This is a genomic window from Sinorhizobium alkalisoli (assembly GCF_008932245.1).
GTDB classification, from domain to species: domain Bacteria; phylum Pseudomonadota; class Alphaproteobacteria; order Rhizobiales; family Rhizobiaceae; genus Sinorhizobium; species Sinorhizobium alkalisoli.
Genome location: NZ_CP034909.1, coordinates 2642473 through 2655742 on the forward strand (window position 1 = coordinate 2642473; position 13270 = coordinate 2655742).

Here is a 13270-nt window from a genome sequence, read left to right on the forward strand (position 1 = left end):
TCGTTTCCCGTATTTGCGCGATTCTACTGGGACATGCCCTCGAGCCGATAGCGGGTGCCGGGGTAAAGAAGCCGCGCCACGGTGACATTGGCGGTATCGGACCAGGTCCGGCGGCGAATCATCAGGCAGGGCTCGTTGCGGCCGATCGCAAGCAACTTGCACTCCCAGGGTTTCGGCAGCACCGCCTCGACGATCTGCTCGGTGCGGGTGATCGGTGCCACCAATGTCAGGTAGGCGTTCGGCGTCGTGCTCTCGAAATCCTGCTTCAGATAGTTGGGGCAGACGGACGGGTTGACGAAGCGGTCCTCGATCTGGATCGGCACGTCGTCCTCCAGATGGACGATGATCGAGTGGAAAACCCGGCCGCCCGTCGCGAGCCCCAGAGCGTCCGCCACCTCGGAGCTCGCCGGCACCGCCTGCATCAGGTTGATCCGCGACCTGTGCAGATGGCCGCGCGCATGGATCTCGTCGGCAATGTTGCGGACCTCCAGAAGCGCACTGCTGCCCTTGCTCGCCGCGACGAAGGAGCCGACACCTTGCACGCGGGTGATCGCGCCCTCGCTCGCAAGCTCCCTGAGCGCCCGGTTCGCCGTCATCCGGCTGACGCGCAGTTCCGCCACGATCTCATTTTCGGAGGGGATGCGGTGGTGCGCCGGCCATTCGCCGCTTTCGATGCGGCTGCGGATGAACTGCTTCACCGCCTCGTAGCGCGGTACCGGTCCCTCATCGAAGGCGGCAGGCTCCCTCTTGCGCTCCATTGGCGTCATATGTTGCTCCGTCTCGCCGGCACCCGGCCGGCCTGCCATCGGCAAATCAGCCATTCTTTTGCTCGATTTTACGCTTGCGCGCCACCACAAAATACCTATAGTTCCATATACAACCACGCACAGGGGGAACGGCGCATGGCGAGGCATCCCGCGCAACGGCTCTTTGCCGAACGGGCACTCCTGCCGACGGGCTGGGCTGAAAACGTCGCCGTGTCGATCGGCGATGACGGCCGCCTCGCCGCGATCGAGCCGAACCAGGCATCGGACGCAGCGGACGAGCGCGTCGTCGGCCCCCTTCTCCCGGCAATGGCCAACCTGCATTCCCATGCCTTCCAGCGCGCCATGGCCGGCCTTGCCGAGGTCGCGGGCGCTGGGGACGACAGCTTCTGGACCTGGCGCGAGGAAATGTACCGCACCGTCGGCCTCGTCAATCCAGACGATGTCGAGGCGATCGCCGCCAAGCTCTATGTCGAGATGCTGAAAGGCGGCTTCGGCCGTGTGGTCGAGTTCCACTATCTTCATCACGGCGCCGACGGCACGCCCTATGCCAACCCGGCGGAAATGTCGTTGCGCATCCTGACCGCCGCACAGGCGACCGGCATCGGCCTCACCCACCTGCCCGTCTTCTACGCCCACGCCAATTTCGGCGGCGCGGCACCCAATCCGGGGCAGCGCCCCTTCCTGCACGATCCGGATCGCTTCCTCGCCCTCATCGACCGTCTCGTTCCCGCCGCCCGGCAGGACGGTGCCGAGCTCGGCTACGCCATCCACTCGCTGCGCGCCGCAACGCCGGCAGAGATGCGCGCGATCCTGGACGCGGCCCCGGTTTCCGGCCCGATCCACATCCATGTGGCCGAGCAGATCCGCGAGGTCGAGGACTGCCTCGCCTGGAGCGGGCGGCGTCCGGTCGAATGGCTGCTCGACGAGATGCCCGTCGACGAGCGCTGGTGCGCCATTCACGCGACGCACATGACGGTGGAGGAAACCGGGCGACTGGCGAAGTCCGGGGCGGTTGCCGGCCTCTGCCCGGCAACCGAGGCCAATCTCGGCGACGGGATTTTTCCCGCCGTCGATTACCTCGCCGCGGGCGGTCGGCTCGGCATCGGCACGGACAGCCATGTCGCAACCAGTGTGTCGGACGAACTGCGGCTCCTCGAATACGGCCAGCGGCTGCGCGACCGCCGCCGAAACCGCCTCGCCGCCGGCCCCGGCGCCTCGGTCGGGAGAACGATCTTCGATGCGGCACTTGCCGGCGGCGCGCAAGCGGCCGGCATTGATCCGCGAGGCCTCACCGTCGGCGCGCGCGCGGACCTCGTCGTTCTCGACGGCGCCAATCCTTACATCGCCGCGGCAAGCGGCAACCAGATTCTCGACCGCTGGTTCTTTGCACTCGGCGGCGAGGCGGTCCGCGACGTCATGGTCGGGGGCCAATGGAAGATCCGTAACGGACGCCACGACCGGGAGGAACACATCGACCGCGCCTTCGCGCGGGTCCTCAACAAGCTGAAATAGCAGTCGAACCATCGATCAAAAAAGGGGAATACGCATGCCGATCAGCACAACGAAACTCACCTTCACCGCCGCGGTTCTGATGCTCGCGGCTTCCGCCGGCACGGCCAATGCTTCCTATTGCGGCGACGGCAAGACCGTGACCTTCGCCGGCATAGACTGGGAAAGCGGCGCCTTCATTACCGAGGTCATGAAGACGATCCTCTCCAAGGGCTATGATTGCCAGGTCGATTCCATCCCCGGCAATTCCGTGACGCTGGAGCAGGCGACTGCCAACAACGACGTTCAGATTTTCGCCGAGGAATGGCTGGGCCGTTCGGATATCTGGAACAAGGCGGTGGAGGAAAAGAAGGTCGTCGCCATCGGCAAGACATTCGTTGGCGCCAGCGAAGGCTGGTTCGTGCCGGATTATGTGGTCCACGGCGATCCTGCGCGCAATATCGAAGCCAAGACGCCGGATCTCAAAAGCGTCTCCCAACTTTCCGATCCGAAGATCGTCGAGGTCTTCGCGGACCCGGAGGAGCCCTCAAAGGGCCGTTTCCTGAACTGCCCATCCGGCTGGACCTGCGAAGGTGTCAGTTCCGCCAAGCTCGAAGCCTATAAGCTCGACCAGTCCTATGTGAACTTCCGGCCGGGCACCGGCACGGCGCTCGACTCGGCGATCACCTCCGCCTATCTCCAGGGTGAGCCGATCCTCTTCTACTACTGGTCGCCGACCGCAATCATGGGCAAATTCAAGCTCGTCCAACTGGAAGAGCCCGCCTACAACGAAGCCTGCTGGAAGGAATTGAGCAGCGCCAACGGCAAGCGCGATCAGGGCTGCGCCTTTCCCACGGTCGACGTCGCCTATGGCGTGAACAGCACCTTCGCTTCGGAAGCTCCGGAAATCGTAGAGATCCTCGAAAAAGCGACCTTCCCGCTGGAGGAGGTCAACGGCAGCCTCGCCTATATGGCCGATAACCAGGTCGATGCGGCCGAAGCTGCAGCGGAGTTCCTCAAGACCAAGGCCGATATCTGGGGCACTTGGGTCAGCGACGAAGCGCGCAGCAAGATCGAGGCAAGCCTCAAGTAGCGTCACGGGTAACCGCAGGCGCGCACCGCGTCTTTCCGGCTGGAGAGACGCAGTGGCCGCAGCCTGCTGCCACTGCATGCTTCCTTGATCCTGGCCGGTTCAAGGAAGGACCGTGCAGCGATTCAAAGTCCTACAGCGACCTTTGCACGTCTGAAGGGACGCGCGGGCGCCGTAGAGCAAGGAACGGTTCCGATGTTTCCTGACTCTCTCAATCTCTCTATCCGAGCCCCCGTGAATGAGTTCATCCAGGCGCTCGTCACCAATTACGGCTGGGTCTTCAAAGCAATCAGCGGCGTCATTCTGAAGGCGGTTCTGTTCATCGAATGGATTCTGCGCGGGCTGCCCTGGTGGCTCGTCATTTTCGCCTTCATGGCGCTCGCCTGGCAAAGTTCGCGGCGGTGGTCGCTGACGCTTGCGGTGGGAACGCTGCTCCTTGCCGTCGGCGTGCTCGGGCTCTGGGACCTGACGATGCAGACGCTGGCCTTGATGCTGATGGCAACTCTCGTTTCGGTGGTGATCGGCGTACCGACCGGCATTCTCGTCGCCAAGAGCCGCGCCGTCCGCCACATTACCCTGCCGATCCTCGATGTCATGCAGACCATGCCGAGCTTCGTCTACCTGATTCCGGCGCTGATGCTCTTCGGTCTTGGCAAGGTGCCGGCGATCCTCGCCACGATCATCTATGCCGTTCCACCGCTGATCCGTCTCACCGACCTCGGCATCCGTCAGGTCGACGGCGAGGTGGTCGAAGCGGCTACCGCCTTTGGCGGCAGCCCGACGCAGATACTTTTCGGGGTCGAACTGCCGCTCGCGACACCGACGATCATGGCCGGCCTCAACCAGACGATCATGATGGCCCTGTCGATGGTCGTCGTCGCCTCGATGATCGGCGCACGCGGCCTCGGCGAACAGGTGCTGAACGGCATCCAGACCCTGGATGTCGGCAAGGGCCTGGAAGCTGGCATCGGCATCGTCATTCTCGCGATCGTGCTCGACCGCATCACCCAAGGCTTTGGCAAGCCCGGCACGGAGGACGCCCGCGATGGCTGATATCGAGATTCGCAACGTCTACAAAATCTTCGGCCGCAATACGAAGGCGGCGCTCGACATGGCAAAGGAAGGCCTCGACAAGGCCGACATCCTTGCCCGCTCCGGCTGTAGTGTCGGCCTCAACAATGTCAGCCTCAAGATCGGTGCCGGCAAGATCTTCGTCATCATGGGCCTTTCGGGCTCCGGCAAGTCGACGCTGGTGCGCCACATCAACCGGCTGATCGAACCGACGAGCGGCGAGGTCCTCTTCGACGGCAGCAACATCCTCGAGCTTGACGCGAGGGCGCTGCGCGCTTTCCGAATGCGACGTGTCAGCATGGTCTTCCAGAGCTTCGCACTGATGCCGCATCGCACCGTCCTGCAGAACGTCGTCTACGGCCAGCGCGTGCGCGGCGTGTCCAAAGGCGACGCCCGCGACATCGGGATGAAATGGATCGAGACGGTCGGCCTCTCAGGCTACGACGCCAAATTCCCGCATCAGCTCTCCGGCGGCATGAAGCAGCGCGTAGGCCTCGCCCGGGCGCTCACGGCGGACACCGATGTGATCCTGATGGACGAAGCCTTCAGCGCTCTCGATCCGCTGATCCGTGCCGACATGCAGGACCAGCTTCTACAGCTTCAGCAGAACCTCGCAAAGACGATCGTCTTCATCACCCACGACCTCGACGAGGCTTTGCGCATCGGCTCCGAAATCGCGATCCTCAAGGACGGGCGTGTCGTTCAGGTTGGCACGCCGGACGATATCCTCGACAACCCGGCCAACGACTATGTCGCCCGCTTCGTCCAGCGCCGGATGGGAAGGCCCGAAGCTAATGGCTGAGACCATCGAAATCGACGGACCGTTGACCTGGCGAGAGATCGCTGCCGTTTCCGAAGGTGGTCATCTGAACCTGTCGGAGACTACACGCCAACGGATCGTCCATGCCCGCCGCATCGTCGATGGCCTTGTCGAGCGCGGCGTCCGCGGCTACGGTATCAACACCGGCGTCGGGGCGCTGTGCGACGTCGTGATCGGCCGCGAACACCAGCAGTCGCTCTCACGCAATATCATTCTCAGTCACGCTTGCGGCGTCGGCGCTCCTCTTCGCCGAGTCGAAGCTCGCGCCGTAATGGCGGCACAAATCGCCAACTTCGCCCACGGCTATTCCGGCGTCCGGCTTGAAACCGTCCAGACACTTCTTGCCCTCCTCAATGCCGGCATCGTTCCGTTGATCCCGTCGCGCGGTTCGGTGGGCTATCTCACCCATGCCGCCGCCATCGGCCTCGTCCTGATCGGCCATGGCTCAGCCATGCAGGGGGCGGAAATGCTGAACGGCACGCAAGCCCTTGCCCGCATCGGGTTCGAGCCGATACGGCTCGAAGCGAAGGAGGGCCTCAGCCTCGTTAACGGCACCCCCTGTGCCACGGGTCTGACGGCGGTGGCGCTCGCGCGCATGGAGAGGCTTTTCGCTTGGGCGGATGCGGCCGCAGCGATGACCTATGAAAATCTCGGCGGCCAGGCCGATGCCTTTGCCGAAGCATCGTTGGCTCTCCGACAATCTCCCGGTCTTCAGACCGTCGGCCAGAGCTTGCGCGACTGGCTCGCGGGAAGCCCGATGCTCGCGGCGACGGCCGGCAGCCGCACACAGGATCCCTTAAGTCTCAGAGCGGTGCCACAGGTGCATGGCGCCGCCCGCGATGTCTTCGAGCAGGTCGCCGCGATCGTTGACCGGGAACTTTCGAGCGTGACCGACAATCCCGTCGTCTCCGGTTCGCCGGAGGCCCCGGAGGTGCATTCGCAGGCGCATGCCGTTGGCGCAGCACTCGGACTCGCCATGGACAGCCTCGCCGTCGCCGCGGCGGAGATGGCGGCCATTTCGGAACGTCGCATCGACCGGTTGGTGAATCCGCTGGTGAGCGGTCTTCCCGCCTTCCTTGCCGAAGACAGCGGCGTGTCTTCGGGTTACATGATCGCGCAATATACGGCAGCCGCGCTGGTGGCGGAGAACCGCCGCCTGGCGGCGCCGGCAAGCCTCGACGGCGGGATCACTTCCGCGCTGCAGGAAGACATACTCACTCACGCGACACCTGCGGCGTGGAAGGTCCTCTCAATCCTCGACAATCTCGAAAGGATCCTGGCCATTGAGCTGCTTGCCGCCGCCCAGGCTTACGATCTGCACCCACGGGCGCGAGGCAGGGCGAAACGCACCGACGCACTTCACGGCTGCATTCGCGCGGCGATCCCGATCTATCGCGATGATCGTCCGATGAACGAAGATTTCGACCGGATGCAACGTCTGATGCAGGGCGATGCAGACGCGATCGGACCGTGAGACGCAGCACTTCAATCGCATAAGGGAGGAAACCACATGACGCATATCACCACGGCGGCAAGGGGCACGCGCGGCATGGCCGCGCTGCGGCTCGTCCTCTGCAGCCTTTTGGGCATTGTCCTGTTCTTCGTGCCGGTCGAGTTGAGCGGCAAATCGACGATCCTGCTCGACCATGCGGCAAGCGCCATATCCACCGGCGCCCGCCCGGTGGCGATCGCGTTCGTCTGCCTGCTGATGGCCTATGGCGCCTTTGCTCCCTTCGTGCAAAAGACCTGGCGGAAGTCGGCGACGGATGCGGTCTTCTCGGTGCTGCGCGTTATCGGTCTGGCGCTCGCCCTTTTCTACCTCGCCGGCATCGGCCCCGCGGCGATCTTTGCGCCCGACATGCTGCCCTTCCTCTTCGACAAGCTTGTGCTCTCTGTCGGCCTGATAGTGCCGATCGGCGCGCTCGCGCTAGCCTTTCTGGTCGGCTACGGCCTTCTCGAATTCACCGGCGTGCTGGTGCAGCCGATCATGCGGCCGATCTGGCGCACGCCGGGCTGGTCCGCGATCGACGCGGTCGCCTCCTTCGTCGGCAGCTACTCGCTGGCGCTGCTTATCACCGACCGGGTGTTCCGCGAGGGAAAGTATACGGTGCGCGAGGCGGCAATCATCGCCACCGGGTTCTCCACCGTTTCGGCCACCTTCATGATCATCATCGCCAAGACGCTCGGGCTGATGCACGTCTGGAACTTCTATTTCTGGTCGACGCTCGCGGTCACCTTCCTCGTATCGGCGATCTCCGCGCGCGTCTGGCCAATAGCAGGGCTTCCGCATGCAGGCGATCGCGACCAGCCGCTGCCGGCTGGGCGCAACCGCCTGAGCGTTGCCATCGAGACGGGACTTGAGCAGGCGGCCTCCGCCAAGCGCCTGCCGGGGCTCCTGCGCGAAAGCTTCCTCGACGGGCTGCGCATGGCCGCGTTGATCCTGCCGAGCATCATGGCCGTCGGGCTGATCGGCCTCCTTGCCGCCAAATACACGCCGATCTTCGACATTCTCGGCCTGACGCTCTACCCCTTCGCCTGGGTCGCCCAGGTCGGCGAGCCGATGCAGGCGGCCAGGGCGCTCGCCTCGGGGCTGGCGGAAATGTTCCTGCCCGCCATCCTTCTCAAGGAGGCGGCGCCGCAACTGAAGTTCCTCGCCGCCGTGGTTTCGGTGAGCCAGGTGCTTTTCCTCTCGGCCTCCATCCCCTGCATGCTGGCGACGTCGATCCCGCTCAGTCTCCGGAATCTCCTGGTGATCTGGTATATTCGCGTCGCTTTGAGCATACTGGTTGCTGCTCCGATCGTTTGGATCGGTGCGGCGATGGGATGGCTCGGTTGAGATGATGCGAATCCTGCGCGCGATCGAATACAGGCGCATGCCGTGGAAGAACGGCGGCGGCGAGACGGTGGAGATCGCCGTCTCCCCGGACCGGGCGACGCTCGCGGATTTCGATTGGCGCGTCAGCATGGCGACCGTCGCGGCCGACGGCGCCTTTTCCAGCTTCCCGGGGATCGACCGCACGCTGTCGGTCCTCGAGGGCCACGGCCTGACGCTTGTCATAGAGGGACGGCCGCCGAAGCTGCTGACGGTCGCGGATCCGCCGCTTTCATTCCCCGCCGACGTGCCGACATCATCGAGGCTGGCGGACGGCCCCGTCACCGACCTCAACGTCATGACGCGGCGGCATGCGCTCAAGCACCGGGTGCGCAAGTTGCATGTCGAGGGTTCGCTACCGATCTCCACCAATGCCCGGGAAATCCTGCTCTTCTGCCATAAAGGCAGCGTCGCGCTTCGCACCGAAGGCGTTTCCGCGACCCTGCATGCGCTGGACACCGCCATCCTACAGCAACCGATAGCCCTGACCCTCTCGGCTGATATCGCGTCAGAGGTGTTCCTGATCGAGATGATGTCAGGCTAGTTCCGGGAGGAAGGCGCCGTAAAGTAAAAGCAGCGCCCCGATAAACATCAGCACCACGCCGGGCCAGTTGCGCCCGACACCGAGGAAACGCAGGCCCTGCCGCCGCGGCTCCAGGCTCTGCCTCGGCTCCACTGCCGGATCAGGCTCCTTGCTCAGCCGTCGTCGGCTGAGCGCCTCTGCCATCATGTAGAGGAGCCCGCAGATTACCAGAAATGCGCCGGTCAGAATTGCCCACACGCGCATTCTCCACTTGTTAGCGGCTTGCGGCATGCGACCGAAATTGACGAAAAGTTCAGCGCACGCGCGTCTGAGGCCGGATCACGTTCATCTGAAGCTCATGACTGGAGGCGAACTTGCCGAGCACCCGGATCAGCCGGCGTTCCTCGGTCTTGTGGAGGCCGCTTCGCCGGCAATACTCCGCGACATCCCAGACATGTCTGGTCTGGATTTGGTCGAGCTTCTTGATGTCGGTGTGCTTCATGTTCCGCCTCCCGGGACTTGCGGTGATTCAACGCGGGCAATGTGGGCTTTGTTCCGCGGCGGCGGCGGGGTTTTGTTGAAGGCGGGCTCGGGAGGAACGCCGACAACGCGCCGCCCGCGCCCGAACCGGTTTGCGAACGTTCGAGGGCGTCCCTTCGGCCGGACCGGAACAAGATCGTCGCTCGCTCCGTTGATCTAGGATCGCTGCCCCGGCGGGGCCGCAGAGAAGAAAGATCGAAAGATCGAAAAAAGAAGGGAAGGCGTTTTCGATGCCGCAGAAGGTCACACCCGAAAAACTCCAGAAGTTGACGCTTATGCTCGGTCAAACCATCGCGGCGTTGCGCGTGAACGAAATCCTGACATGCCGGCTGCTCCGATGGGCGGCCGCCCAGAGCGACGATCCACAGCGCTTCATCGAAGCGTTCCTGGAGGCGACGAGAAGCGAACTGCAAGCCGTCGGCAGAGCCGACGGCAGCGCGGTGACGGGCAAGGCCGTCGACGAGGCGCTCGAATATGTCGACGAACTGGGGGCCAGGATCGGACCCCGCAGGCCGCGCGAAAGACCGGCGCGCGAATCGAAGAGCCTCACGCCTCTCGAAGGCTACCATTTCCCGTCCTTCACCTCCGCGCCCGCCCGTGATCTCAACGACGCGGCAGGCGAGCGCAGAAGCTAGGCGGGCAATTCGCCCGCAGTCCTACTGGTGCGCGGCTGGATGCGGCAGCATTTTCGCCGGCGCTTCCAGGAAGGTGTAGGGCCCCTCGGGGCACTTGACGTCCGGGTTCACCGGGTGAAACACCCCACGCGGGTTCGGCTTGAAGATCCAAGCATGCAGGTCGTAGTGATGAAGCGCCGCCGGCAGAAGCGGTTCATGACCCTCCATCGGTCCGTCGAAGGGATGCCCGAACAACTCCGGCTTCGGCTTGACGCCGGTCGCGAGCGGGATCAGCCATTCGACGGCAACGAGTTCCAGCCGGTCGCCGACAGGCTCATAGACGAGTAAGGTCGGCTTCATCGGATCGGGCTCGGGACCGATGAGGGCGGGGTTCAGGAAATGAACCCCCATCGTTCCTTCCGCGAAGGTGACGCATCCGAGCGTCGAGAAATAGCCCTCGCGCACGGCAACCACCGGATCCTTGTATTTCTCCAGCGAAACCTTCAGCTTTTCGAGCTCGGGCGGAAGCGCCTCTGCTGCATTCACCAGCTGTACGGACATGAAAAAAGCACCGGCTGCGAGACAGACCATCCGCAGCAGGCGCAGCACCGAAGACATTGGCATGACTCGGTCCTCCTTTGCTCACTTCGCCTCCCGCGAGGAGCACGGCGGGCATGATACTGCCAAGGCGGCTTGGAGGCTACTCTCGCGATTGGGCAGAGCAGAAATGCGGGCGGGTGAATCGATCTCGCCTCGAACTTTGCGCCCGGTGACAGCGCCGCGCGTCTTTGCACGCAAATGGTCGCTGTAACACTTGGTATCTGCGCATCGGCCAATAATCGCTTGACCTCCGCTTGAAATCTCTCGCAGACGCTCCGGTCTGCAGCTCGGCCTGCTGCGGCACGCCAATATTGCACTTTTCCGGCGCTTCGGCCTTAAGGGCGTGCGAAGAGATCGTCTAAATCACGGCTCTTGACCGAGAGCCGTTGCTGTCGAAACTGCGGCAGAGCCATCACCAGACAAGCTCTGCCAGCTCGACACTAAGGGCATTTCCTTGTTTGCCCGAAAATTATTCTCAGCCGGGCTTCGTTGGGGCGAGTCCCGGCGGGCTCGGCGGTCCGTGAATTGTCCGTCGGCGGTCGGTAGTCAAAATCCTCACCCAGCGCATCCTTAGCCTGAGGTCCATCGAGCCGATAAAGCAGCGCGATGACGATCTCCCTGTCACTGATTCCGCTTTCGGGCGACAGATATTCCGACAGGTCGCGTCGACAGTCTTCAACGAGCTTCCGAATTTTCTGGGCATTCATGGCGGACCTCGAGGGAAAGACCGGAAGTGAGGTCCCAGGGCATTGCAGAAGGGACGGAAGCACCGCCCCGGGACCGAGCACTCACGGCTGCTAGCAGGGGCTCACCCCCTTTTTCGCGGGGTGCTCATTCCTCCATTATGGAGCGGGAAAGCCACTTCGCAATGGTGCTAAGACCTTTGACCACACAGCCTCGGACTTAAGTCCCCGACGTCGCGCGAGCGGGAACCGGTCGACGCCATTTTCGTTCTTCCTGCACCTTTTGTGGGAGTGCGATATGTATAGCGATGGCGATCACAACAAGCCCGAACAGAACGCTTCAACGGCCTTCCCTGTCGGCCTGCTCTTGCTCTCCATAAGCGCTATCCTCGTCTACCTGGCGATCGGTGGGGCTTTTTCGGAGAAAAGGACCGATATAGTCGTCTACACGCCGCAGGCCACGGACGCCCTCACACCTCGCTGAGAATGCCGCCTACGCATAGGTCCGAAAGTCGCGGCAAGTGCGCGTGCTGAACCGAGCGTGCGGGCAGGGAAATTACCAGCAATCGCAGCGACATTGGGAGCCTGCCGCCAAGCAAGCTTGAGGAAGCTTCCCGCGCAATTCTTGAAAGGCCGTTCGAAATATCCGGTTTCCCGCTTTCGCGGCAATACTCCGGCAATTCACGGCGATCTGCAACGAGGTTGTCGCCCATGTCTTAGGTACAGTCTGTTACCTATGTCTTCGGGTCGGACAACTGTTCTAATGGTAGCGGAGGAGGGATTCGAACCCCCGACACAAGGATTATGATTCCTCTGCTCTAACCTACTGAGCTACTCCGCCGCCGGTGCCTGAAGCTTCTTGGCGAAGCCCGTTTCGGCTGGTCGGGCGGCTTATAAGGTGCTGTTCCGGCTAGTGTCAAGCAATGTCTTCGGGAAAAACGCGAAGTTTTCCCGAAGAGCCCGATCGGCCTGTCTCAGGCGGCCGTCGGCGCCCCGAGGAGCGCCTGCAGGGCCGCCTCGGCGGCGGGCTCGCGCTCCGATTTGCGGATGAAGCCGCCGCCATAGACGCGGGCGTCTTCGCCGGTGCCCGAATAGAGCGCACAGGCCTGGCCTGGCGCCACCCCCGCCTCGCCCTCGACGAGTTCGACATAGAGTCCGTCGGTGTCGCACTTCAGCACCGCCGGCGCCGGCTGGCGGGTGGAGCGCACTTTGGCGAAGCACGCAAAGCCGCGGGCTGCCGCTTCGTCGAGTTCGTCGTCGCCGAGCCAGTTGACATCGCGCAAATAGACGCGGCGCGTCTCCAACGCCTCCTTCGGGCCGACGATGACGCGGCGCGAGCGCGCGTCGAGATAGACGACATAGAGCGGCTCGCCGGTGGCGACCCCAATGCCTCGGCGCTGGCCGATCGTATAGCGCAGGATGCCCTCGTGCGTGCCGAGCACGCGGCCGTCGAGATGCACGATCTCGCCGGCAAGCGCGGCATTCGGCTTCAGCTTCGAGACGATGTCGCTGTATTTCCCCTGGGGCACGAAGCAGATGTCCTGGCTGTCGGCCTTCCTGGCGACGACGAGGCCCATCTCCTCCGCGAGGCGGCGCGTCTCGGTTTTGGGGAGGCTGCCGAGCGGAAAGCGCAAATAGTCTATCTGCTCCTGCGTCGTGGCAAAGAGAAAATAGCTCTGGTCGCGCTCCGCATCCGCCGGCCGGTACAGCGCCCGCTGACCGGCATGGCGAGGTCTGGGGCTCGGCCGCGAGCGGATGTAATGGCCGGTCGCCAGTGCATCGGCGCCAAGCTCTTTGGCGGTCGCGAGCAGGTCAGCGAATTTAACCGTCTGGTTACAAGCGACGCAGGGGATCGGCGTTTCACCGGCAATATAGCTCTCGGCGAAGGGATTGATCACGGTTTCGCGGAAGCGCGCCTCGTAGTCGAGCACGTAATGCGGAATGCCGAGCGTTTCGCAGACGCGGCGGGCATCGTCGATGTCTTGGCCGGCGCAGCAGGAGCCGGCGCGGTGCACCGCCGCACCATGGTCGTAGAGCTGAAGCGTGATGCCGAGCACGTCATAGCCCTCGCGTTTCAGGAGCCCTGCCACGACGGAGGAATCGACGCCGCCGGACATGGCGACGACGACGCGCGTCTCTTCGGGCTTGCGGTCAAAATCGAGACTGTTCACGGGATCCAATCCGGCATCCGGGCGCGGCCGT

Annotated in this window: 15 protein-coding genes and 1 tRNA gene; 9 read left to right on the plus strand and 7 right to left on the minus strand. The window is 63.6% G+C overall.

The genetic code is table 11. The features are described from left to right. Positions 1–23: 23 nt before the first annotated feature. Complete coding sequence (hutC, locus tag EKH55_RS12875; RefSeq protein WP_069459317.1) at positions 24–767, minus strand: histidine utilization transcriptional repressor HutC; 744 nt, start codon at positions 765–767, stop codon at positions 24–26. A gap of 135 nt (positions 768–902) precedes the next feature. On the opposite strand from hutC, the gene hutF reads away from it, so the two are divergent. The 7 genes from hutF to EKH55_RS12910 all read left to right on the plus strand — a co-directional run bounded on the left by hutF (position 903) and on the right by EKH55_RS12910 (position 8652). Then, positions 903–2279: a formimidoylglutamate deiminase gene (gene hutF, locus EKH55_RS12880; protein ID WP_069459225.1), complete on the plus strand. Its 1377-nt coding sequence runs from the start codon at positions 903–905 to the stop codon at positions 2277–2279. Positions 2280–2313: 34 nt separating this feature from the next. Continuing rightward, the gene (locus EKH55_RS12885; RefSeq protein ID WP_069459224.1) at positions 2314–3348 is read left to right on the plus strand and encodes an ABC transporter substrate-binding protein; all 1035 of its coding nucleotides are present in this window, start codon (positions 2314–2316) and stop codon (positions 3346–3348) included. Between the two features lie 192 nt (positions 3349–3540). Continuing rightward, positions 3541–4398 (plus strand): ABC transporter permease, encoded by an 858-nt coding sequence (locus EKH55_RS12890; RefSeq protein WP_069459223.1) that lies wholly within the window; start codon positions 3541–3543, stop codon positions 4396–4398. Further along, positions 4391–5218 carry a quaternary amine ABC transporter ATP-binding protein gene (locus tag EKH55_RS12895; protein WP_069459222.1) on the plus strand — a complete coding sequence of 276 codons (828 nt, stop codon included), beginning with the start codon at positions 4391–4393 and terminating at the stop codon, positions 5216–5218. Before EKH55_RS12890 ends, EKH55_RS12895 begins: the two co-directional genes overlap by 8 nt. Beyond that, a complete protein-coding gene (locus EKH55_RS12900; RefSeq protein WP_151611581.1) occupies positions 5211–6710 on the plus strand; it encodes an HAL/PAL/TAL family ammonia-lyase in 1500 nt (499 codons plus the stop codon). The genes EKH55_RS12895 and EKH55_RS12900 overlap by 8 nt, the downstream gene beginning before the upstream one ends. 36 nt (positions 6711–6746) lie before the next feature. Continuing rightward, on the plus strand, positions 6747–8072 hold the full coding sequence (locus EKH55_RS12905; RefSeq protein WP_069459220.1) for a YjiH family protein: 1326 nt from the start codon (positions 6747–6749) through the stop codon (positions 8070–8072). Between the two features lie 4 nt (positions 8073–8076). Then, entirely contained in the window at positions 8077–8652 is a 576-nt protein-coding gene (locus EKH55_RS12910; protein WP_069459316.1) for a HutD/Ves family protein, read from the plus strand. Here the strand turns inward: EKH55_RS12910 and EKH55_RS12915 are convergent. Next, on the minus strand, positions 8644–8895 hold the full coding sequence (locus EKH55_RS12915) for a hypothetical protein (RefSeq protein ID WP_083265349.1): 252 nt from the start codon (positions 8893–8895) through the stop codon (positions 8644–8646). The genes EKH55_RS12910 and EKH55_RS12915 overlap by 9 nt on opposite strands. 49 nt (positions 8896–8944) lie before the next feature. Further along, positions 8945–9133 (minus strand): hypothetical protein, encoded by a 189-nt coding sequence (locus EKH55_RS12920; RefSeq protein WP_069459219.1) that lies wholly within the window; start codon positions 9131–9133, stop codon positions 8945–8947. 268 nt (positions 9134–9401) lie between these two features. Here EKH55_RS12920 and EKH55_RS12925 point away from each other — a divergent pair, with 268 nt between their 5' ends. Further along, entirely contained in the window at positions 9402–9806 is a 405-nt protein-coding gene (locus tag EKH55_RS12925; RefSeq protein ID WP_069459218.1) for a hypothetical protein, read from the plus strand. 21 nt (positions 9807–9827) lie between these two features. Here EKH55_RS12925 and EKH55_RS12930 read toward each other — a convergent pair whose 3' ends face one another. Together EKH55_RS12930 and EKH55_RS12935 are read right to left on the minus strand one after the other, a co-directional pair. Further along, positions 9828–10409 carry a hypothetical protein gene (locus EKH55_RS12930; protein WP_069459217.1) on the minus strand — a complete coding sequence of 194 codons (582 nt, stop codon included), beginning with the start codon at positions 10407–10409 and terminating at the stop codon, positions 9828–9830. A gap of 416 nt (positions 10410–10825) precedes the next feature. Next, a complete protein-coding gene (locus EKH55_RS12935; protein WP_069459216.1) occupies positions 10826–11092 on the minus strand; it encodes a hypothetical protein in 267 nt (88 codons plus the stop codon). Positions 11093–11366: 274 nt separating this feature from the next. Between EKH55_RS12935 and EKH55_RS12940 the strand changes: the two genes are divergently transcribed. Beyond that, the gene (locus tag EKH55_RS12940) at positions 11367–11552 is read left to right on the plus strand and encodes a hypothetical protein (protein ID WP_069459215.1); all 186 of its coding nucleotides are present in this window, start codon (positions 11367–11369) and stop codon (positions 11550–11552) included. 280 nt (positions 11553–11832) lie between these two features. Here EKH55_RS12940 and EKH55_RS12945 read toward each other — a convergent pair. Next, positions 11833–11909, minus strand: a tRNA-Met gene (locus tag EKH55_RS12945). Between the two features lie 133 nt (positions 11910–12042). Then, a complete protein-coding gene (gene mnmA / locus EKH55_RS12950; RefSeq protein WP_069459314.1) occupies positions 12043–13239 on the minus strand; it encodes a tRNA 2-thiouridine(34) synthase MnmA in 1197 nt (398 codons plus the stop codon). Positions 13240–13270 lie beyond the last annotated feature (31 nt).

Excerpts from the sequence above, each read along its gene's own strand:
- EKH55_RS12910 (WP_069459316.1), top strand. The coding sequence starts at position 8,077 with ATGCGAATCCTGCGCGCGATCGAATACAGGCGCATGCCGTGGAAGAAC.
- EKH55_RS12905 (WP_069459220.1), top strand. The coding sequence starts at position 6,747 with ATGACGCATATCACCACGGCGGCAAGGGGCACGCGCGGCATGGCCGCG.
- EKH55_RS12885 (WP_069459224.1), top strand. The coding sequence starts at position 2,314 with ATGCCGATCAGCACAACGAAACTCACCTTCACCGCCGCGGTTCTGATG.
- EKH55_RS12935 (WP_069459216.1), bottom strand. The coding sequence starts at position 11,092 with ATGAATGCCCAGAAAATTCGGAAGCTCGTTGAAGACTGTCGACGCGAC.
- EKH55_RS12895 (WP_069459222.1), top strand. The coding sequence starts at position 4,391 with ATGGCTGATATCGAGATTCGCAACGTCTACAAAATCTTCGGCCGCAAT.
- EKH55_RS12915 (WP_083265349.1), bottom strand. The coding sequence starts at position 8,895 with ATGCGCGTGTGGGCAATTCTGACCGGCGCATTTCTGGTAATCTGCGGG.
- EKH55_RS12890 (WP_069459223.1), top strand. The coding sequence starts at position 3,541 with ATGTTTCCTGACTCTCTCAATCTCTCTATCCGAGCCCCCGTGAATGAG.
- EKH55_RS12925 (WP_069459218.1), top strand. The coding sequence starts at position 9,402 with ATGCCGCAGAAGGTCACACCCGAAAAACTCCAGAAGTTGACGCTTATG.
- hutF (WP_069459225.1), top strand. The coding sequence starts at position 903 with ATGGCGAGGCATCCCGCGCAACGGCTCTTTGCCGAACGGGCACTCCTG.
- EKH55_RS12900 (WP_151611581.1), top strand. The coding sequence starts at position 5,211 with ATGGCTGAGACCATCGAAATCGACGGACCGTTGACCTGGCGAGAGATC.
- EKH55_RS12930 (WP_069459217.1), bottom strand. The coding sequence starts at position 10,409 with ATGCCAATGTCTTCGGTGCTGCGCCTGCTGCGGATGGTCTGTCTCGCA.
- EKH55_RS12920 (WP_069459219.1), bottom strand. The coding sequence starts at position 9,133 with ATGAAGCACACCGACATCAAGAAGCTCGACCAAATCCAGACCAGACAT.
- EKH55_RS12940 (WP_069459215.1), top strand. The coding sequence starts at position 11,367 with ATGTATAGCGATGGCGATCACAACAAGCCCGAACAGAACGCTTCAACG.
- hutC (WP_069459317.1), bottom strand. The coding sequence starts at position 767 with ATGACGCCAATGGAGCGCAAGAGGGAGCCTGCCGCCTTCGATGAGGGA.